Genomic DNA, 21,189 nt, shown 5'->3' with positions numbered 1-21,189 from the left:
AGCCGTATTCATCGCCCGGCAGGCAATTGCAGGGAAATCCGCCGAAAGGGCTTCACACGGACCTCGGCGACCAATGCCATTGTCTTGATTGCCAAAATATCCTGCGCCTTTGGGTTGGAAAACCCAGTCACATTGGAACGCAAGGAGGCTTAAATGAACGTTTGGGGAGGCACGAACGCGGGACTGGCACAAACAAGTGACGTAGGACTATGTTGGCAAGCTGTACTTGAAGGGCGCGATAGAGCGGTACAAAGGAGCGCTTGCATTGAGATCGGAAAAGGAAGACGCCTCAATTTCGGCTTGCTGCAAGCTGCACCTCAAGATGGACCTAAATCACCGCAACATCAACTAGCGCTGTATGCGCGCTACTTCCTTGCCCAAGTTTAGACGTTCCAACATCCTTGGTTAGGACATTTGGGTTTCCGTTTTGGTCGACTCCATCACCCGAGTGCCCATACCAAGCACCGGTCGGCAGAGCGACAACGCCTTGAAGAATATCGTCGCTAACCTTGGCACGGGCACGGCAGGCCCCACGACTATTGAACACACGGATAATTTGCCCGGTTTCGATCCCGCGTTCCTTGGCATCTTTGGGATTCAAAATGAGTGTTTCGGGCCGTGCGCCGTCAACATCTTGCAAGGCCACTTCGAGTTGGCTGTGGAGTTTGTCACCGGGTTGTGGGGAGACCAAGTGCAAAGGGGTTTGCGACCGTGCACATCCAAGCCATTCCGATGGCGGCAACCACTTGGGATGGCCCGCGCAATCAGCATAGTCAAAGCGGTCAATTGTCTCTGAAAAAATCTCGATCTTACCCGAGGGCGTTTTCAAGGCATGGTCATCCGGGTCTTGCCGAAATTTCGCAAGCTGAGAGAGTTTTGTTCCTGCGGTTTTTATAGGAAGGTGAACCCAGTTTTGTTCCCGGAGTTGATCAAAGTCTGGAACCGATATCTTGGCTTCGCTAGATCGATTTTTATAGTCATGATAGAGGGTTCTAAGCCATTCCTCACTCGACAATCCTTCGGAAAACGCCATGCCTTTCTCTAAGCGATCTGCTAGGCCAGAGAAAATGTCGTAGTCGTCCCTTGCCTGCCCTTGAGGTTCGACAAGTTTGGGCATGTTGAATAGGTAATCATCCATGCTTGATCGGCCAATATCCTCGCGCTCATAGGGGGTTGTCGCCGGAAAAACGATGTCGGCGCGTCTTGCGGTGGCTGTCCACCAAGGTTCATTGACAATCACACAATCGGGTTTCTGCCACGCCTCGTGTAACCGGTTGAGATCTTGGTGGTGGTGGAACGGGTTACCACCGGCCCAATAAACCAGCTTGATATCTGGGTAGGGTTCTGTTTTTCCGTTAAAATCATAAGGCACGCCCGGGTTCAAAAGCATGTCCGCAATTCGCGCCACAGGGATTTGGGTTTTGATCGGGTTTTGCCCTTGATCCAAGGTCATGCCGCTCATGGCTCGCATCGATTTTCCGATGCCACCAATTGCGCCATACCCATAGCCAACCCCGCCGCCGGGCAGACCGATTTGACCCAACATCGCTCCAAGAACCACAGACATCCAATAGGGCTGCTCGCCGTGTTCTGCGCGTTGCAACGACCACGATAGCGTGATCAACGTCCGGGTTTTGGCCATTCGGCGGGCCAGACCCCGAATGGTATCTGGGGCGACGCCGCACAACCCGCTCGCCCATTCCGGCGTCTTGGCGATACCGTCACTCGTTCCCATCAAATAGGGCAAAAACCGATCAAACCCAGTCGTGTATCTGTTGAGGAACGCATGATCGCTCAGCTCTTCTTCTTCCAGCACAAAGGCGAGGGCCAACATCAGAGCCGTATCGGTGGCTGGCTTGCAAGGAAACCACTCGCAACCATCAACACTATCAGTACGTTGCGGGCCAATGTTAATGCATCGCATCCCCCTGTCGGAAAACACATCAAACCAGGTTTTGGTATCATGTTCGGTGATGCCACCCATACTGACTTGAGCGTTCTTGGGGTTAATCCCGCCAAACATAACGAGCGTTTCAGTATGATCCGCAATGGTTTGCCAACTATCTTGACAGTCATAGGTGTATTGCAAAAACGGCGTGCCCAAGACATGGGGCATAATCGCTTGCGCGCATCCAGTTGAATAACTTCCAAACGACGAAACATAACCGCCGATCTTGTTAAGAAACCGGTGAACTTGGCTTTGGGCATGATGAAAACGACCCGCCGAACTCCAGCCATAAGATCCGCCATAAATCGCCTCATTGCCATGCTCCTTGCGGATACGATCAATCTCGGTCGCGGCGATATCCAAGGCCTCATCCCAAGGCAATTCGACGTAGTCACCGTCACCGCGCCCTGCCCTATCCCGTTTGTCGAGCCACGCCCGACGGATTGATGGCCGCGCGACACGTAATTTGTGATGAACGGCCGCCGGAACGGATTGGGGAATGTCGGTCGGATTGGGGTCGGCCTTGAACGGCCGGGTGGCGACGATCTTGCCATCCTGCACGTCGACCTCGAATGCGCCCCAATGGCTTGAGGTGACTTTGGTAACAATCGAATTATCTTGTGCCACGCTCTTGTTCCCTGCCATCCCTTTTGGATGCAAGTTTTGCGAAGCTAGAGACACATTGACCAGCCCAAAAACGAAACGCTCCCACCGATTTCCGGCAGGAGCGTTCACTTTTTTGATTCAAGTCTCTCTATGCGCGACTAGGCAGAGACCGCCGCCGCGCTTGAAGACCGGCGTTTGGTTAGCTCTTCGGCAACAAGGAAGGCCAGTTCGAGCGATTGCGACGCGTTCAATCGCGGATCACAGGCCGTGTGATAACGATCCGACAGGTTCTCTTCGGTCACCGCACGCACACCACCGGTACATTCGGTTACATCCAGACCGGTCATTTCGAAATGCACGCCACCGGGAACGGTGCCTTCGGCACTATGCACGCCAAAGAAATCTTGAACCTCGCGCAGTACAGATTCAAACGGACGGGTTTTGAACCCAGTCGCCGATTTGATCGTGTTGCCATGCATCGGGTCGCAGACCCAAGTGACGTTGGCCCCTTCTTCCTGAACCGCTTTGACAAGGCGTGGCAGATGTTCCCCGACATTCCCGGCGCCAAAGCGCGCGATCAGGGTCAATTTGCCTTCTTCGTTTTCGGGGTTCAGTTTGGACATCAAAACCTTGAGGTCTTCGGCAGTGGTCGTCGGGCCGCACTTGAGGCCAACAGGGTTCAACACACCACTGGCGAATTCAACATGCGCGCCATCGGGCTGACGGGTGCGGTCACCGATCCAAATCATGTGACCAGAGCCAGCCAGCCACTTGCCAGATGTCGAATCAAGACGGGTCAGTGCCTCTTCATATTCCAGCAAAAGCGATTCATGGCTGGTATAAAAATCAACAGTTTGGAGCGAATGCAGGCGATCAGAGGTGACACCCGCCGCTTTCATAAAGTCGAGCGTGTCGCCGATACGGCCGGCCATTTCACGGTAACGGGCAGATTTGTCGCCCTCGACAAAGCCAAGCGTCCAAGCGTGCACCTGATGCACGTCCGCGTAACCACCGGTCGAAAAGGCGCGCAGCAAGTTGAGCGTCGCCGCCGCCTGCGTATAGGCCTGAAGCATTTTCTTTGGGTCGGGGATGCGGGATTCCGGCGTAAAGGCCAGCTCGTTGATGATGTCACCGCGATAGCTTGGCAGCTCAACACCATCCACGGTTTCCGTCGCCGCGGAACGTGGCTTGGCGAACTGACCCGCCATACGACCCACTTTGACCACCGGCACCTTGGCCCCGTAGGTCAAAACGATCGCCATTTGCAGCATGACTTTGAAGGTGTCACGGATCGCATCGGCGCTAAATTGTTCAAAGCTTTCGGCGCAATCACCCCCCTGAAGCAAGAACGCCTCGCCGCGCCCGGCCGCACCTAGCTCGTCTTTCAACCGACGTGCTTCACCGGCAAAAACCAACGGCGGATATTGCGACAACTGCGCCTCAACCGCATTCAGGGCCTCGGCGTCGGTATAATCCGGCATCTGAACCCGCGGCTTGTTACGCCAGTTCGATTTCTGCCATTCGGTCATGGAAATTTCTCCGCTTTATATCGCATCGCTGCAGTGAGTCAGCGTTAACAGCGCCCCTTGTAACCAATCCCGATCACCCTGACCAGAGCCGCCCGACGCGTTGGTTTTTTCCGACATGTCTTGACGGATTTAACGCATTCTGCCCATCTGGTCTGCATCACCCGACACACCGGGCCCCACCGCGCAGATAGAAGGAAGCCGCTGAATGCTCCCGTCGCCGCAACAACCTGTGTTGGACCTTTCGTCCACTTCTGGCAAGACAAGGCGTTTTGTCTTTGTTTTACTTGATAATTTCACCATGCTGTCCTTTGCGGCAGCGGTGGATTGTCTGCGTTTGGCTAACCGTATGTCGGCCAAGAAACTCTATAGTTGGTCTGTCATTTCAGAAGACGGTGGAATCATCCAAAGCTCCACTGGGATCGGCCTTCAAACTGATGGTCAATTGGAAGACCTGCATCGAGATGACACAGTTATCCTCTGTGGCGGGGCCGATGTTCAGCAGGCGACTACCAAAAAGATGTTGAATTGGCTGCGCCGTGAAACCCGCAAAGGTGTTTCCGTTGGCGGTTTGTGCACGGCGGCCTACTCTCTTGCCAAGGCAGGGTTGCTTGACGGAAAGAAGGCAACCATCCATTGGGAAAATCAGGATAGTTTTTCCGAAGAGTTCGAAGAGGTCAAGCTGACCAAATCGGTTTTTGCGATTGATGGCAACCGGATGACCACCGCTGGCGGCACATCGTCGATTGACCTGTTCTTGCAGCTGATTGCCACAGATCATGGCGAGGATCTCGCGTCATCTGTGGCTGATCAGCAAATCTACAATTCGATCCGGACCGATCAAGATACCCAACGTCTGTCGGTCCCCACTCGCATTGGTGTACGTCACCCCAAGCTTAGCCAAGTCATCCAGATGATGGAGGCCAACATCGAAGAGCCGATAAGCCCGTCGCTATTGGCCAAAGATGTTGGCATGTCGACCCGTCAGCTAGAACGGCTTTTTCGTCGCTATCTAAACCGGTCGCCCAAACGGTACTACATGGAGCTACGCCTGCAAAAAGCCCGCAACTTGTTGATGCAAACGGATATGAGCGTGATCAATGTCGCCCTGGCCTGTGGCTTTGCCTCTCCTTCGCATTTTTCAAAATGCTATCGGTCGCACTATGAGACAACGCCATACCGTGAGCGCGGTGCCCATGCGTCGCGTCTCTCGGTCTGAACATGCTCAGAACGGATCGACTTTTATTGCGCGCGGCGGTTCCCGAAGACTTGGAACCGCTGCATGCGATTTTTTCTGATCCCCGCGCCATGCGCTATTGGGATCGTCCGCCACATCAGGATGTGGAGCAGACACAGCGGTTTCTCGAACATTTTATCACCTCTGATTTCGGTGATCGCGAGGAGTATATCCTTGAGTTTGATGGTGTATGCGTCGGCAAAGCCGGGATGTGGAAGCGGTTTGAAATCGGCTATATCCTACATCCCGATCTTTGGGGGCGTGGCCTTGTTACCGAAGCTTTGAGCGCAATCATCCCCCGGATATTTGCAAAGTTCCCCGAGACCGAAACACTTACGGCAGAGCTGGACCCGCGTAATCTTGGATCAATTAAAGTGCTGGAAAAGCAAGGGTTTGAACGTGTTGGTTTCGCCGAAAAGAACTTTCTCTATGGCGAAACCGAATGGTGCGATACGGCCTACTACAGCCTGCCGCGCCCTTAAAACAAACTGTTCAAGGTCGAGAAATCTGAGTTGAACCTAAAATTGATCGAAACGATATCATTGCCGCGATCATGATATAAAACATAGGCGTAGATGTAATATGTGCCGACCCAATAGGCCAACAACTCTTGGTGGAAGCCGCCTTCCAATACACCTTTGCGAATGACGGCCACATTCTGAAAATCGATAGGAAACAGTTGGTCGACCTGGATATCAAGTTGGTTGAGTTGTTGCGGGGTCATCTCGTCACCGCCGCCAAAACTCAGCATGAGGTTTTGAATATCTCGGGTTACGATCAGGCGATCCATTTCCGTGCGCATCGCCTCGTAACTGCTGAAAACCGGTTCGTTGCTTTGTGCAGAAACGGCTGACGCCAGGCACAATGCTGCTGCTGCGACCAAGTTTTGAAAACGCATGTTAGCCTCCAATAAAATCAACATGGCCCGATAGTGGCAGGATCAAGAGGGGTTGGAAACTGGTATTGCTGTTTGACCGCCTATTGAGACATTCGGTAAAGCGCGCCATTGCCAACACTTAAAAACCAAATCGCGCCATCCGGGCCTTGTCGCACATCGCGCACACGGTCGGTTTCGGGCCCGGAAATTTGCTCAACCTCACGCAAGGGCGTTCCGGACATACGGGCGATGTAATGAAATTTCAGCGATCCGACAAAGGCATCCCCATGCCAATCGGAATTGCCAGTCCCGTTATGAAACACCAACCCAGAGGGTGCGATGGACGGGTCCCAAAAATGCTCGGGCTGTTCCATCCCGTCTTTCTTTTGGCCTTCGCCGATTTTGAACCCATTGTAATGAACACCGTAGGCGATCACCGGCCAGCCATAATTCGCTCCGGCTTTGAGTTTGTTCAGTTCATCTCCGCCGCGTGCGCCATGTTCAATCGCCCAGATTTGGCCCGATGGGTCAACGGCCAAGCCTTGTGGATTTCGGTGACCATAGCTCCAGATTTCCGGCTGTGCGCCGGCTGTGTCGCGAAAAGGATTGTCCGCTACGGGCTTTCCTTCACGATCCAATCTTAGAATGGACCCATTGTGCCGTGTCAGGTCTTGGGCGCTATCTCGGTCTGCGCGGTCTCCCAAAGTCATCACCAACGTTCCATCCGGAGCCTCAATGATCCGCGACCCGAAATGACGCCCACCGCGTGATCCTTTCGACATTTCAAACAGTGTTCGAACATTTTCCAGATGGTTGCCGTCGGATGACAACTGTCCCCGCATCAAAGCGGTCCCAGATCCGCGCCACCCCTGTTTGACCACATAGGTCAAATAGACGTCTCGGGTTTCGGTGAAATCCCTTGGGATCAAAACATCCAACAGCCCCCCTTGCCCATCAACTTGGACCTTGGGCAAACCGGAAACTTCGACTCGGTTAGCGCCTGACAAATGTAACAACCGTCCGTCCCGCTCGGTCACAAGAACGGACCCATTTGGCAAAAAGCCAAAGGCCCAAGGGGTGTCAAACCCACCTGCAATCAACTCAAAATCATAGTTTTGGCCTGCGGCTTTGAGGGGCGATATTGCAAAGATCGCAATGCAACCTATTGCGAACAAACGGGTAAATTTGATGCTAACCATTTCGAACCTCCGTCTTATCAACTGGTGTTATTGGCCTCGAAAACAAGGTGAAGAAATAAGATACATATTGTCGACAATGTTTCCAAAATACACTTTTCTTTTGATCGTCGCCCGCTTAGGCTTCGATCTGATCATAAGATCCAATAAGGGAGATGAGTTATGAAAAAGCTGCTTCTGGCCACTGCGGCCACAGCACTGACCGCGGGTGCCGTTTCGGCTGACGAGGTCAAAGTCGGAATCATTTTGGGTTTCACAGGCCCAATTGAATCGATCACACCTATGATGGGTGGTGCTGCTGAGCTTGCGCTGAAAGAAGTCAATGACAGTGGTAAATTCCTGAATGGCGACACCCTTGTGCCGGTTCGCGCCGACAGCACCTGTGTTGACGCTGCTGCTGCCACGGCCGCTGCTGAACGCCTGATCACATCTGATGGTGTTGTAGCGATCATGGGCGCGGATTGTTCCGGCGTAACCGGCGCGATCCTATCCAACGTTGCGGTTCCAAACGGCGTTCCAATGGTATCGCCTTCTGCGACATCGCCTGCTCTGTCTTCCGCCGAAGACAACGGCCTGTTCTTCCGCACCGCGCCGTCCGACGCCCGTCAGGGTGAAGTTCTGGCCGAAATCCTGAAGGAAAAAGGCGTCGGCGAAATCGCTGTGACCTATACCAACAACGACTACGGCAAAGGTCTGGCCGACTCGTTTGTTGCGGCCTTCGAAGGCAATGGCGGCAAAGTCACTTTGACGGCACCTCACGAAGACGGCAAAGCCGACTATTCAGCTGAAATCGGCGCTCTGGCATCTGCTGGCGGCGACCTTTTGGCGGTCTTTGGCTACACCGATCAGGGCGGCAAAGGCATCATCCAAGCCTCGATCGACACCGGCGCATTCGACACCTATCTGATGGGTGACGGCATGTATGGTGACTCACTGTTGGCTGACCTTGGCGCAGACATGGAAGGCACCTTCGGGACCGTTCCTTGGGCGCAGGGCGAAGGCACCGAGATCTTCACCAAGCTGGCGGCAGACAACGATCTGAACGCAGAATCCTCCTACACCCGTGAATCCTATGACGCGGCGGCTCTGATTGCTTTGGCAATGGCAGCCGGTGGCGAGGCCTCTTCCGCAGCTGTTGCAGCCAACTTGCTGAACGTTGCCAACGCTCCGGGTGAGCCGATCATGCCGGGTGAGTTGGGCAAAGCGCTCGAGATTCTCGCTGGCGGTGGTGAAATCGACTATGTCGGCGCAACTGGCGTTGAGCTGATCGGCCCGGGTGAGGCCGCTGGTTCGTACCGTCACTACGAAGTGAAAGCGTCGAAGTTCGAAACTGTCGAGTATAAATAATACGCGACTTTTAGTGGAACAGCCCGGTCTTTCCGGGCTGTTCTTGCATTCTGGTGAGCGCATTTGCGCACTCCTATGGGGGGAAATCCTTGATCCGGGTTGAAAACCTTCACCGCCATTTTGGCGGTTTCCGAGCTGTTGATGGCGCATCGCTGACCATCGAAACTGGCTCGATCACCGGGTTGGTCGGGCCTAATGGGGCCGGTAAAACCACTCTTTTCAATGTCATTGCAGGCGCATTACCACCGACCTCTGGTCAGGTGTTTATGGACGGTGAAGACATCACCGGCTTGCCGCCGCATGAACTCTTTCACAAAGGGCTATTGCGCACCTTTCAGATTGCGCATGAGTTTGGGTCGATGTCGTGTCGCGAGAACCTTATGATGGTTCCGGGCGGCCAAACGGGCGAGCTTTTGTGGAACACATGGTTTGGTCGCAAACGCATTGCGGATGAAGAACGCGCATTGCGGGCCAAAGCCGACGAAGTTCTCGATTTTCTGACTATTTCTCATCTGGCGGACCATCCTGCTGGGGCGATTTCTGGTGGTCAGAAAAAGCTGTTGGAACTTGGTCGCACCATGATGGTCGATGCCAAAATCGTCTTTTTGGACGAAGTGGGCGCGGGTGTGAACCGCACCCTTTTGATGACCATAGCCGACGCGATTATCCGCCTGAACAAAGAGCGCAATTACACATTCTGCGTTATTGAACATGACATGGATTTCATTGGCAAACTCTGTGACCCGGTGATCGTCATGGCCGAGGGTAAAAAGCTTGCCGAAGGCACCTTGGACGAGATCAAGGCCAATACGCAAGTTATCGAAGCCTATCTTGGCACTGGTTTGAAAAACAAAGACAAAGAGGCCGTGGAATGAGCGACAATCCGTATCAGGACGACCACGGCAACAAGGATATGTCCTTGGGCAACGCCGCCGGTATCGGTGAAATTGACACCACCAAACACAGCGGCCCGACCTTTGAAAGCACCGGCGAACCCTTTTTGATCGGTGCCAACATGACCGGTGGCTACGGCAAAAACGGCCCCGACATTCTTCATGATTGCACCATTTCGGTCGAGAAGGGCGAAATCGCCGTGATTGTCGGCCCGAACGGCGCCGGTAAATCCACCGCGATGAAGGCCACCTTTGGGATGCTGAACCTGCGCAAAGGTCATGTGACTTTGGACGGGGTCGACATCACCAATCTAACGCCGCAAGACCGCGTGGCCAAGGGCATGGGGTTTGTTCCGCAAAACAACAACATCTTCACCTCGATGACGGTTGAGGAAAATCTGGAAATGGGCGCGTTCATTCGCACCGATGATTTCCGCCCGATTATGGAGCAAGTCTACGACCTGTTCCCGATCCTCAAGGAAAAACGCAATCAACCCGCCGGTGAGCTTTCGGGTGGGCAACGTCAACAGGTGGCCGTCGGTCGCGCCTTGATGACCCAGCCCAAGGTTTTGCTGTTGGACGAACCCACTGCCGGGGTCTCGCCGATTGTGATGGACGAATTGTTTGACCGTATCATCGAAGTTGCCCGCACCGGTATTTCGATCCTGATGGTCGAACAGAACGCCAAGCAAGCACTTGATATTGCCGACAAAGGTTATGTGTTGGTTCAGGGCGCAAATGCCCATACCGGCACTGGTAAATCCCTCATGGCCGACCCAGAAGTCCGCGCCAGTTTCTTGGGGGGTTAAGCGATGAAACATTTAATCGCCTTGGGTGCCCTGATCGCCCTGCCCGTCATCGCGCAGGCCGAGGACATCGCCAACCAAACCCTGATCTGCACCTTCACCACAGAATGTTATGAGACCGAGGAATGCACATTCACCGATTTTACCGTTGATGTGGCTTTGGGAAATGTTCCGGGGGATGCATCGCTTTTGCCCGACACGGGCCCAGCCGAAGGCAAGGCCGAATTGGTCGGTGACATGCTCATGGTCTCGGCCAAGGACACCAATGGCGCATATCTTTTGACACGCAGTCCCGGTGGTTTGGCCAAGCTGAGCGTTCACTATGGTGGCACACATCTGATGATCGCCTATGACGGGCAATGCCGGGTGGCGGAATGACTGACCGTTTGCAATTCCTTGCCCTCAACGGCAGTTTTCTGGCCGGTGCCGCGATTTGTGTGTCCGCAATTCGGACAATCAGCGATCCTTTCAAATCAATCCGCAACCCTTCGACGTATTCAAGGTCCCTTGGCCTCGATACTTCGAAAAAGCGCGATAAAAAGGGAAACTCGTAATGGATTTTCTCAACGCCCTTGTGGCGCTTTCTAACTTTGTTCTCATCCCGGCGATGACCTATGGCAGCCAGCTGGCACTTGGTGCGCTTGGGGTGACATTGGTCTACGGGATCTTGCGGTTCTCGAACTTTGCCCATGGCGACACCATGGCCTTTGGGACCATGTCGGTGATCCTGTTCACCTGGCTGTTTCAGTCGATGGGCATCTCGCTGCATCCGCTGCCGACCGCCCTTTTGGCCATCCCCTTTGGCATTGCCGCGACGGCTTTGCTCATGTTGGGAACCGATCGGGTCGTTTATCGGTTCTATCGCGCGCAAAAGGCCAAACCGGTCATCGTGGTGATGGTCTCGCTCGGGGTCATGTTCATCTATAACGGGCTGACCCGTTTCATTCTGGGCGCCGAAGAACAGCGTTTCATGGATGGTGAACGCTTCATTATCCGGGCGCGTGAGTTCAAGGACATGACCGGGTTGCGCGAAGGTTTGGCATTCAAAACCACCCAAGGTTTGACCATTCTAACCGCCGTCGTGGTTGTGATTGCCCTGTTCTGGTTCCTGAACAAAACCCGCACTGGCAAATCCATGCGCGCCTTTTCCGATAACGAAGATTTGGCTTTGCTCTCTGGGATCAACCCGGAGCGCGTCGTTATGGTGACGTGGATCATCGTTGCTGCGCTGGTGACCATCGCTGGCACGCTCTATGGCCTCGACAAGAGCTATAAACCCTTCACCTATTTCCAACTCTTGTTGCCGATCTTTGCGGCCGCCATAGTTGGCGGGTTAGGAAGCCCAGTTGGAGCGATTGCCGGTGGCTTTGTCATCGCTTTTTCCGAAGTTGCGGTGACCTATGCGTGGAAAAAGGTTCTGGTCTATCTACTGCCCGAAAGCCTTGAACCCGAAGGCCTCGTGCAACTGCTTGCCACGGAATACAAATTTGCCGTTAGCTTCATGATCCTGGTGATTGTGCTGCTCATCAAACCCACAGGTATCTTCAAGGGGAAATCGGTATGAGCCAGTCTTTCAGAACAATCCTTTTGTTCGGCCTCGTTGCCGTGCTGATCATCGGAACCGGCATTCTCCAAGGGCCGAACCTTGCGCTTGTTATCCTGAACATGGGCCTCGTTAGTGCCATCATGGCGCTTGGCGTAAACCTGCAATGGGGCATCGCCGGTCTGTTTAACGTTGGTATCATGGGCTTTGTCGCCCTTGGTGGTTTGGCAGTTGTGTTGACCTCGACTTCGCCGGTTCCCGAAGCGTGGGCAGCCGGTGGTGTGCGGGCTTGGTTTGCGATTGTCTTGGCGGGTTGTACCGTTGCCGGCTCGGCCATGATGTACAAACGCACGCGCAAAGGCTGGCTTGTCGGCCTGATGTTGCTGGTGGGCTTCGTCTGCTATCGTTGGGTCCGCGATCCGGCGGTTTCGGCCATCGAAGCGGTTGATCCTGCCGCGACCGGCTATTTGGGTGGCCTCGGCCTTCACGTTATCTTGGCATGGCCAGTTGGTGGTTTACTGGCGGCGGGGGCGGCTTGGGTGATCGGCAAAACGGCTCTTGGTCTACGATCTGATTACCTTGCGATTGCCACTTTGGGTATTTCCGAAATCGTCATCGCGATTATCAAAAACGAAGACTGGCTGTCGCGCGGCGTTAAAAACGTCAACGGCTTGCCCCGTCCGGTGCCAAATGAGATCGACCTGCAAAATGATCCCGGTTTCGTTGAATCCGCTGCGGGCTATGGGCTTGACCCAACCATCGCCTCAACCCTCTATGTGAAAATCGGCTATTCGCTGCTCTTTACCGTGGTTCTGGTGATCCTGTTGGTCTTGGCCCAGTTCGCTCTGAACTCGCCATGGGGGCGGATGATGCGCGCCATTCGTGACAACGAAGTCTCGGCCCGCGCCATGGGTAAAGATGTCACCTTCCGCCATCTTCAGGTCTTTATCCTTGGGTCAGCAATCTGTGGCATTGCCGGTGCGATGATGACTACTTTGGACGGTTTGTTTGCCCCCACGGCCTACCAACCGCTGCGCTACACCTTCTTGATCTGGGTGATGGTGATTGTTGGTGGCTCGGGCAATAACCTTGGTGCGGTTCTTGGTGGTTTCCTGATCTGGTTCCTCTGGGTGCAGGTTGAAACCCTTGGCCCCGGCATCATGACCTTCTTGACCTCCGGTCTGGCCGAGGGGTCCGAGCTCAAGGCCCATCTGATGTCAAGCGTTGCGCATATGCGTCTGCTGACCATGGGGGTTATCTTGTTGCTGGTGCTGAGGTTTAGCCCACGAGGATTGCTTCCCGAAAAGTGATCCAACATAGGGTTCAAAAACAAAAGGCCCCTGCATATGCGGGGGCCTTTTCCATGTCTACTGGTGCCAAAAGGTTCAAGTCAGAGATGTTACCCAAAGGATCGTCGCATCCTCATCCGAAATTGAAATCACGTTGTGACCCATGGTTGAATCATAATAGGCACTGTCACCGCGCCGCATTTCGATGGGTTCGTAAAACTCGGTGAAAAGCTTCACCACTCCGGTCAAAACATACAAAAACTCTTCGCCGTCATGACGTACCCAACCGTCAAATTCGTCCAAAGACCGGGCCCGGACCCGCGCCCGATACGGCAGCATCTTTTTGCGGGTTAGATTTTCGGCCAACAATTCGTGTTCATAGGTGGCGGTCGCATGTTCCTGCCCCTCACCGGACCGGTTCACCGCCATACGGCCGTTCACCTTTTCCTGTTGTGGTTGGGTAAACAGCTGCGGCACCGAAATCTCCAAACCAACCGCCAGCTTTTTCAAGGCTTCATAAGTCGGAGACATCTGGCCGTTTTCGATTTTCGATAGGGTCGAGCGTGCAAGACCCGCCTGTTTGGCGGCTTGCTCCAACGTCCAGTTGCGCTCTTTGCGCAAATCCCGCACCCTCAGACCAAGGTCCAAAGGTTCGGCAACGGAATCTTCGCCGCTTTCGCGTGCGATACGGATCAGGCTTTTGGGATCACGGTTTGTCATATCTTCATGCTATAGGCTGTGACCTGCGGCCTTTCAAGCAATGCACGTGATCACACTTGAAACACCGAGATGGGAGGCTTAGGCCAAAACCATGGAAGTTTCGATCTTTGACAAAGGCGCCTTTGCGCCCTGCCCCGCGCCTTTCAACCTTGCACAGCATGTGCTGGCTGCGGGTGTAAAAACCCCAGACAAAATAGCCTTGTCAATTGTCTCACCCACGAGCAAGCAAAGCTGGACCTACGCCGAGTTAACCGCCGCCATTCGTGGAACTGCGACGGGCTTGTTAAAGGCTGGACTTTGCCCGGGTGACATCCTTTTGATGCGGCTCGGAAATTCGGTCGATTTCCCGATTGCCTATCTTGGGGCTATTGCGGCAGGGATTGTCCCCGTGCCGACCTCAAGTCAATTAACCGCGTTCGAAGTGTCCAAAATTCTAGATCAACTGTCACCGTCCGGGATCTTACTGGGCGATGGTATCGCCTGCCCGGACACCGACATTCCTACTTTTGAGCCGGACACCTTTGAGGCTTGGCACGCCTTGCCACCCGCTGACTACGACATGGGTGATCCCAATCGTCTGGCTTATATCATCTACACCTCGGGCACCTCGGGCGTCCCGCGGGCCGTTGGCCATGCCCACCGCGCTATTTGGGCGCGCCAGATGATGATGGAGGGGTGGTATGATTTGCGCTCTGATGATGTGCTCCTTCATGCTGGGGCCTTCAATTGGACCTACACCCTTGGCACCGGATTGATGGACCCTTGGACCAAAGGCGCGACCGCTACAATCCCCGCCGCTGGAACCGACCCGGCGCAATTAGCGCTTTTGCTGCACCAAAGCCATGCCACGATTTTCGCGGCCGCACCGGGGGTTTATCGGCAAATCCTCAAGTTTCCTGTGCCCGATCTTCCCGACCTACGCCACGGGTTGGCGGCGGGTGAAAAGCTTTCGTCGAGCTTGCGAGACCAATGGCGAGATGTGGCCGGAACCGAGATTTATGAGGCCTATGGCATGTCGGAATGTTCGACCTTTATCTCCTCGTCGCCCGGTACTGCGACACAGGTCGGAACGCTGGGACGCCCCCAAATCGGGCGTCGGGTCGCGCTTACCGATGACGGCGGTCACCCCGTTCCAATTGGTCAAGAAGGGGTGATTGCCGTTCATCGCGACGATCCCGGTTTGATGCTGGGCTATATCGGGGCGGAACAGGCAACCAAGGATAAATACGTCAACGGTTGGTTTTTAACCGGAGACCGCGCCGTCATGACTGCGAACGGCGACATAAGCTATTTAGGACGGTCTGATGACATGATGAATGCAGGAGGCTACCGGGTTTCACCGCTCGAAGTCGAAGCCGCCCTCGCCGGGTTACCGGGGGTTCAGGAGCTGGCCGTGACCGACATCGCCGTCAAAAAGGACGTGCGTTTGATCGCGGCGTTTTATACGGCGCACGAGACGCTTGATGAGGACACCCTCAAATCCATCGCCTCTGGCCGCTTGGCGCGCTATAAATGCCCACGCACGTTTATCCGCGTCGACGCAATGCCGAAAAACCCCAATGGCAAACTGCTGCGCACGCGGCTCAAGGACATGGTCACGGGTTAAACCCTCGCCTTCCTTGATTAGGGTTGCTACATGAGGGCAAAGGGGACCCGATATGATCCAGCTCGACATTTTTTCCGATCCGATTTGCCCATGGTGCTATATTGGCAAAGCCCAGCTCGACAAGGCCTTGGCCGCCCACCACGATCACCCGTTTAACATCCGTTGGCTGCCGTTCATGTTGAACCCTGCAATGCCAAAGGACGGCATGGACCGGCGCGAATACCTTGAAGGCAAGTTTGGCGGTCAAGAGGGCGCGGTTCAGGCCTATCTTCCGGTGCATGAACATGCCGAGCAAGCTGGGCTTGAGATCCACCTTGATAAAATCACTCGGACTCCAAACACCATTGATGCCCACCGTCTGATCCATTGGTCGGCAATTGAAGGCACTCAAACCGCCGTCGTGTCGGCCATGTTCCGCGCCTATTTTGTCGAGGGTCGTGACATTTCGGATCACGAGGTTTTGGCGGATATTGCTGATACCTGTGCGATGGATGCCAGCGTTGTTTTGCGCCTGCTGCAAAGCGATGAAGACAAACGCGAAATCGTTGAACGCGATGCTGCGGCGCGCGGCATGGGCATTTCGTCGGTTCCAACCTTTATCGTCGCGGGCAAACACGCCGTTCCCGGTGCGCAACCGCCTGAATTGTGGACTAAAGTGATCGCCGAGTTGCGTCAGGAAACGGAGCAAGGGTAATGACGAAATACCGTGGCTACACTTTGGTTGGCATGCTATTGTCCATCATCGCCGGCGGAACGGTGTTTTTTAAGTTTATCGAGGGCTGGTCCTGGATTGACGCCTATTTTTTCACCGTCGTCACCCTGTCCACGGTTGGCTACGGTGAACTTGTTCCTGAGACTGTGATTGGAAAAATTGGCACGACGGTTTTTATCGTTGCCGGTCTTGGGATTTTTGCTGCGGCCATTCAACAGTTTGGGCATTACGCAATCCGAAAACGGGAACATCATTCTGAAATTCTTGTCGCCAGTCTTGGCAAGGAAGACGAGGAAGAGGCCGCAAATGATGACACGGCCCCAACCGTTCAGAGCGCCAAAAAATCCGCGCCCAATTTATAACTATTGATGGCCAAAAGCAGCATGACCGCCGGCCTGCTCAAAGACGTCATATGCAAAGACACTGTTTTCGAACAATGCGGCACCTGCTTCACTTGTTTCACGCGGACTAGAAGCCAAGGCACACATTCCAAAGCAGGTGACAATCCTAGGGCGAGAAGCGTTTGTTTCCTTGTGGTTTTTCCTCACCTTGAGGGCGTCTAAAGGAGTATATTTGACACATCAAATATGCCTCTGTTCAACGCAGTTTACTTCTGATAGCGATTTGCCGTGCTTGAGAGGTACTATGCGCCCGTTGCCACATAAAACTGAAGTGATCGCTCTGGTGGCGATGCTCTTTGCGACAATCGCCTTTTCAATTGACGCGATGTTGCCGGCCCTCCCGGAAATTGCAAAAACAATGACACCAGATGATGTCAATCGCGCGCAATTTGTGGTGACAAGCTTTGTCCTTGGAATGGGATTGGGCACATTGGTCGCCGGTCCATTATCCGATAGGTTCGGACGGCGTTCAATTGTATTGTTGGGCACTATAATCTACGTTCTGGGTGCACTGGCGGGGGCGTGGGCGCAAAATCTTGAAACTCTTTTGGTCGCGAGGTTGATCCAAGGGCTTGGTGCTGCGGGTCCACGCATTGTATCATTGGCACTCTTGCGTGATCTCTATTCTGGACGGGAAATGGCGCGGACCATTTCTTTTGTGATGATCATTTTCACCTTGGTGCCTGCGATTGCCCCGTTGCTTGGAGCCGGATTGATAGTTTGGGCCGGTTGGCCGGCAGTCTTTTGGGCCTTTGCGGCCTTTGCTACAATTGCTTGCTTTTGGTTCGGTGTTAGAATGCCCGAAACCTTGGCCAAATCAGACAGACGCCCTTTCACGTTTTTGTCGATTTGGACCGCCATAAAAGAAATGCTCACGAGCCCAGTGGTGCGTTGGTCTATCGTTGCTCAAGGGTTTTGTTTTGGCATTTTGTTTTCCCTGATTTCATCGGTTCAACCCGTCTATGACATCGTCTTTGGACGCGCAGAGACCTTCCCCTATTGGTTTGGGGGCATTGCTGTGGTCGCCGGGCTTTCCAGTTTTGTGAATGCGGCGTTGGTTATGAAGGTTGGAATGCGCAGGCTTATTACCACGATATTATATGCCCAATTGGTGTTTAGTTCGGTGATGTTGGTAGGGTTTCTTTGGGGCGTTTCCGGAGACATCGCCTTTTTCGCCTTTGTGTTTTGGCAAACATCGGTGTTCTTCCAAATCGGATTAACGCTGGGAAATTTGAACGCTATCGCGATGGAACCCATGGGCCATATTGCCGGATTGGCGGCATCAATTATCGGCTCGGTTGCCACTGTTGTTGCCGTCGCACTCGCCGCGCCGATTTCACTTAGCTTTGATGGTACGATCCTGCCTTTGGTGGTCGGCATTTTGACCTATTCGGCCCTGGCGCTCGCCGCGATGATCGCGATGGCCAAAGCCGAAGCCAAAGCGTAGTCACGCCGCCACTTTGGTGTCTCGAAGGTCATTTCCAGAAAGGGTAAAGGCCCCCATATCTGCGGATAGTCTCTCAGATGCCGATGTCATTCGGCGGCTCATTGCCCCAAGTGTTTTTCCCATTTCAACAGTTTTGCGCGTTTCTTCATCTGCGGATTGAACCATGTTATGCAAGCTGTTCAACGCTTGTGATTGTTGGTGGTTTTTCTGCGAAATAGATGTGGTCAGCTCGTCCATATTGGCAATTTGGGCAGATATTTCATCCAAATGTCGACCGGCGGCGTTGACGAGTTCGGCCCCGGCAGTGACCTGATCACTGCTGTCTGAGATCAGACTTTTGATACCATTTGCGGCTTCGGATGTGCTTTGCGCCAATTGCCGCACTTCTGCGGCTACGACCGCGAAACCTTTGCCTGCTTCCCCTGCCCGCGCGGCTTCTACCCCGGCATTCAGTGCGAGCAGGTTGGTTTGAAATGACACATCGTCAATCAATTCCACAATCTGGGAAATCTCACGCGAGGAGGCTTCGATTTCACGCATTGCTTCAATGGCGTTATGTGTCACCTCGCCCCCCTGCTGGGCGCTGGCTCGAACCTCCCCCGCGCTTTTGGCCGCTTGCTTTGCTTGATCTGCGGTTTCCCCCAAGGCGGCTTTTAGGCTCGCCGCCGTTTCGGTCACTTCGGTTAACGATTTGGCCTGAGAATCTGTTAAGAGGGACATAGATCGCATGGCCTTGGCCAGATCCTGCGCATCAATGGCGAAGTCATCGGAAACGTTGTCGGCCCGTGAGAAAGCTTCGCGCAGCGTTTGTATTGCAAAATTGTAGTCTTCCCGCAAAAGATCGTATTCTTTTGGAAACTCCTCCTCAATTTCGCAGGTCAAATCTCGTCCTGACAACTTGGTCAACGTTTCCCGGAACGCCGCAATCACAACACTGGCTTGGTTATGCGCTCGTTCCGCATCTTGTTGCGACTCTGCGACGAGCAGCGTTTCAGCTTCGAGTTCCAAACTTTTACGTTCAATCTTTCGGGCGGCCGCAGTTCTTTGAGCGATCGCGACGCACAAAATCGACGCTTCGATCATGACCACACCACAATGGAATCCTGTGCGCAGTAAATCGTTTAGTAGCCCCCCGGATACAAAAAGCAAATTGGGTGCCACAAGAGTTAAGACAATTTGATGGGTCATTGACAACCCGCAAGCCCAGAACAAGACCGGAATACGCCCCATCGTTGACAGCAATGCAAGAAGCGCGAAGTACATGACATGCGTATCGCTTTGCCAAGGGTGACTATCAAACAGTGCTGTAATCAACATTGATTGTCCCAAGACAGATCCCGTTGTCACATAGTCCGCAAACAAAGGTGTAAACTTGTGCGACAAGAGCGCTATGCCCGATAAACTAACAGCTCCTAACACAGCGACGGCGATCGACGAATGGGAAAAGTAGGCTGAGAAAACGGTTACCGGCACCAAGAAGAGACATGCCACCAAGGGCAAATTCCATCGACCAAATTTTCGCAAGACCCGTTCCAGAAAATTCATCCTCAACACTCCAATCATAACAGTTTTCGCAACGCGTAGCTGTACCGAACCGGACATGTCTGGCCGCATGTCACTTGCTGGACATACCAGACCACAATTTCGGGGCCATTAACGACTCTGGAAATCTATCTTCAATTGAACCCACTCATCCCTCTGATTTTTGTATACCAATGTATACTGTACTTGATTGTTTACCAATTTGCTGTATGTCTCGTGGCAACACACGCAAAACCAAAGAGGACCGGGATGACTAAAATCAAGGTTGAAAACCCCATTGTCGAAATGGATGGCGATGAAATGACACGGATTATGTGGCAATTCATCAAAGACAAATTGATATTGCCTTATCTGGATATTGATCTGCTCTACTACGATCTTGGGATCGAAGAACGTGATCGTACCGAGGATCAAATCACCATTGATGCCGCGGAAAAGACGAAAGAAATTGGCGTCGCTGTCAAATGCGCGACCATCACCCCGGACGAACAACGTGTTGAGGAGTTCGGCCTAAAAAAGATGTGGAGGAGCCCGAACGGCACCATTCGCAACATCCTTGGCGGCGTTGTCTTCCGTCAGCCGATCATTTGCAAAAACGTCCCTCGCCTTGTGCCCGGTTGGACACAACCGATTGTCGTCGGACGCCATGCCTTTGGTGATCAATACAAAGCCACCGATTTTCGCTTTCCCGGCAAGGGCAAGATCACGATGAAATTCGAGGGCGAAGACGGCACGATCATAGAGAAAGAAATCTATGACGCCCCAAGCGCTGGGGTGACAATGGGCATGTACAATCTTGATGACTCGATCCGCGATTTCGCCCGCGCGTCGATGAACTACGGTCTCAACCTCGGCTGGCCGGTGTATTTGTCCACCAAGAACACCATTCTCAAGGCCTATGACGGCCGGTTCAAAGACATCTTCCAAGAAATCTTTGAGGAGGAATTTGAAGCGCAGTTCAAGGAAGCCGGGATTGAATACCAGCACCGGTTGATTGACGATATGGTCGCTTGTGCCTTGAAATGGAACGGCGGTTTTGTCTGGGCCTGTAAAAATTACGATGGCGATGTCCAGTCTGATACCGTTGCTCAGGGGTTTGGGTCGCTTGGTATGATGGCCTCACAACTGATGACCCCGGATGGCAAGATTGTTGAGGCTGAGGCCGCACACGGCACTGTCACCCGACATTACCGCCAACATCAGGCCGGCGAAGCCACGTCGACCAACTCAATTGCCTCTATCTACGCTTGGACCGGGGCGTTGAAACACCGCGCTAAGCTTGATGAAAACACGGCTCTGACAACCTTTGCGGAAACCTTGGAAAAGGTCATCATTGATACGGTCGAATCCGGCCATATGACCAAGGATCTGGCCCTCTTGGTTGGTCCGAATCAAGGCTGGCTCACGACAATGGGGTTCCTTGAGAAAATCGACGAAAACCTGAACAACGCCCTCAAGGGCTAAAAACCAAGACGGGGAAACGGGGGGCGTCA

19 protein-coding genes are annotated in these 21,189 nt (G+C 53.7%); 13 read left to right on the top strand and 6 right to left on the bottom strand.

What is annotated here, in order from left to right; translation table 11 throughout:
• Positions 1-328 precede the first annotated feature (328 nt).
• A complete protein-coding gene (locus AC5EFR_RS03950) occupies positions 329-2,575 on the bottom strand; it encodes a molybdopterin-dependent oxidoreductase (RefSeq protein WP_493574660.1) in 2,247 nt (748 codons plus the stop codon).
• Between the two features lie 137 nt (positions 2,576-2,712).
• A complete protein-coding gene (locus tag AC5EFR_RS03945) occupies positions 2,713-4,083 on the bottom strand; it encodes a class II 3-deoxy-7-phosphoheptulonate synthase (RefSeq protein WP_493574659.1) in 1,371 nt (456 codons plus the stop codon).
• A gap of 205 nt (positions 4,084-4,288) precedes the next feature.
• Between AC5EFR_RS03945 and AC5EFR_RS03940 the strand changes: the two genes are divergently transcribed.
• Together AC5EFR_RS03940 and AC5EFR_RS03935 are read left to right on the top strand one after the other, a co-directional pair.
• The gene (locus AC5EFR_RS03940) at positions 4,289-5,299 is read left to right on the top strand and encodes a GlxA family transcriptional regulator (RefSeq protein ID WP_493574658.1); all 1,011 of its coding nucleotides are present in this window, start codon (positions 4,289-4,291) and stop codon (positions 5,297-5,299) included.
• A gap of 2 nt (positions 5,300-5,301) precedes the next feature.
• Positions 5,302-5,799 carry a GNAT family N-acetyltransferase gene (locus AC5EFR_RS03935; RefSeq protein ID WP_493574657.1) on the top strand — a complete coding sequence of 166 codons (498 nt, stop codon included), beginning with the start codon at positions 5,302-5,304 and terminating at the stop codon, positions 5,797-5,799.
• On the opposite strand, the gene AC5EFR_RS03930 is transcribed toward AC5EFR_RS03935, so the two are convergent.
• Together AC5EFR_RS03930 and AC5EFR_RS03925 are read right to left on the bottom strand one after the other, a co-directional pair.
• Entirely contained in the window at positions 5,796-6,215 is a 420-nt protein-coding gene (locus tag AC5EFR_RS03930; protein ID WP_493574656.1) for a hypothetical protein, read from the bottom strand. The genes AC5EFR_RS03935 and AC5EFR_RS03930 overlap by 4 nt on opposite strands.
• An 80-nt stretch (positions 6,216-6,295) precedes the next feature.
• Entirely contained in the window at positions 6,296-7,393 is a 1,098-nt protein-coding gene (locus tag AC5EFR_RS03925) for a PQQ-dependent sugar dehydrogenase (protein ID WP_493574655.1), read from the bottom strand.
• Between the two features lie 159 nt (positions 7,394-7,552).
• On the opposite strand from AC5EFR_RS03925, the gene AC5EFR_RS03920 reads away from it, so the two are divergent.
• The 6 genes from AC5EFR_RS03920 to AC5EFR_RS03895 all read left to right on the top strand — a co-directional run bounded on the left by AC5EFR_RS03920 (position 7,553) and on the right by AC5EFR_RS03895 (position 13,289).
• Complete coding sequence (locus AC5EFR_RS03920; protein WP_493574654.1) at positions 7,553-8,737, top strand: ABC transporter substrate-binding protein; 1,185 nt, start codon at positions 7,553-7,555, stop codon at positions 8,735-8,737.
• A gap of 89 nt (positions 8,738-8,826) precedes the next feature.
• The gene (locus AC5EFR_RS03915; protein WP_493574673.1) at positions 8,827-9,612 is read left to right on the top strand and encodes an ABC transporter ATP-binding protein; all 786 of its coding nucleotides are present in this window, start codon (positions 8,827-8,829) and stop codon (positions 9,610-9,612) included.
• Positions 9,609-10,439 carry an ABC transporter ATP-binding protein gene (locus AC5EFR_RS03910; protein ID WP_493574653.1) on the top strand — a complete coding sequence of 277 codons (831 nt, stop codon included), beginning with the start codon at positions 9,609-9,611 and terminating at the stop codon, positions 10,437-10,439. Before AC5EFR_RS03915 ends, AC5EFR_RS03910 begins: the two co-directional genes overlap by 4 nt.
• A gap of 3 nt (positions 10,440-10,442) precedes the next feature.
• Positions 10,443-10,814, top strand: coding sequence for a hypothetical protein (locus AC5EFR_RS03905; RefSeq protein ID WP_493574652.1), 372 nt, complete (start codon positions 10,443-10,445; stop codon positions 10,812-10,814).
• 175 nt (positions 10,815-10,989) lie between these two features.
• Positions 10,990-12,000, top strand: coding sequence for a branched-chain amino acid ABC transporter permease (locus tag AC5EFR_RS03900; RefSeq protein WP_493574651.1), 1,011 nt, complete (start codon positions 10,990-10,992; stop codon positions 11,998-12,000).
• Positions 11,997-13,289 carry a branched-chain amino acid ABC transporter permease gene (locus tag AC5EFR_RS03895; protein WP_493574650.1) on the top strand — a complete coding sequence of 431 codons (1,293 nt, stop codon included), beginning with the start codon at positions 11,997-11,999 and terminating at the stop codon, positions 13,287-13,289. The genes AC5EFR_RS03900 and AC5EFR_RS03895 overlap by 4 nt, the downstream gene beginning before the upstream one ends.
• 75 nt (positions 13,290-13,364) lie before the next feature.
• On the opposite strand, the gene AC5EFR_RS03890 is transcribed toward AC5EFR_RS03895, so the two are convergent.
• Complete coding sequence (locus AC5EFR_RS03890) at positions 13,365-13,988, bottom strand: helix-turn-helix domain-containing protein (protein ID WP_493574649.1); 624 nt, start codon at positions 13,986-13,988, stop codon at positions 13,365-13,367.
• Positions 13,989-14,079: 91 nt separating this feature from the next.
• Between AC5EFR_RS03890 and AC5EFR_RS03885 the strand changes: the two genes are divergently transcribed.
• The 4 genes from AC5EFR_RS03885 to AC5EFR_RS03870 all read left to right on the top strand — a co-directional run bounded on the left by AC5EFR_RS03885 (position 14,080) and on the right by AC5EFR_RS03870 (position 18,154).
• The gene (locus AC5EFR_RS03885; protein WP_493574648.1) at positions 14,080-15,594 is read left to right on the top strand and encodes a class I adenylate-forming enzyme family protein; all 1,515 of its coding nucleotides are present in this window, start codon (positions 14,080-14,082) and stop codon (positions 15,592-15,594) included.
• A gap of 52 nt (positions 15,595-15,646) precedes the next feature.
• The gene (locus AC5EFR_RS03880) at positions 15,647-16,288 is read left to right on the top strand and encodes a DsbA family oxidoreductase (protein WP_493574647.1); all 642 of its coding nucleotides are present in this window, start codon (positions 15,647-15,649) and stop codon (positions 16,286-16,288) included.
• Complete coding sequence (locus AC5EFR_RS03875) at positions 16,288-16,668, top strand: potassium channel family protein (RefSeq protein ID WP_493574646.1); 381 nt, start codon at positions 16,288-16,290, stop codon at positions 16,666-16,668. The genes AC5EFR_RS03880 and AC5EFR_RS03875 overlap by 1 nt, the downstream gene beginning before the upstream one ends.
• A gap of 283 nt (positions 16,669-16,951) precedes the next feature.
• Complete coding sequence (locus AC5EFR_RS03870) at positions 16,952-18,154, top strand: multidrug effflux MFS transporter (protein WP_493574645.1); 1,203 nt, start codon at positions 16,952-16,954, stop codon at positions 18,152-18,154.
• On the opposite strand, the gene AC5EFR_RS03865 is transcribed toward AC5EFR_RS03870, so the two are convergent.
• On the bottom strand, positions 18,155-19,471 hold the full coding sequence (locus AC5EFR_RS03865; protein ID WP_493574644.1) for a methyl-accepting chemotaxis protein: 1,317 nt from the start codon (positions 19,469-19,471) through the stop codon (positions 18,155-18,157). It lies immediately after the preceding gene.
• Positions 19,472-19,945: 474 nt separating this feature from the next.
• Here AC5EFR_RS03865 and AC5EFR_RS03860 point away from each other — a divergent pair, with 474 nt between their 5' ends.
• On the top strand, positions 19,946-21,160 hold the full coding sequence (locus AC5EFR_RS03860) for an NADP-dependent isocitrate dehydrogenase (RefSeq protein ID WP_493574643.1): 1,215 nt from the start codon (positions 19,946-19,948) through the stop codon (positions 21,158-21,160).
• Positions 21,161-21,189: the final 29 nt, after the last annotated feature.

The sequence above is a fragment of the Pelagimonas sp. genome (genome assembly GCF_058892305.1).
The sequence above is the reverse complement of the archived record's forward strand: the minus strand, read 5'-3'. Positions and strand labels throughout refer to the sequence as shown.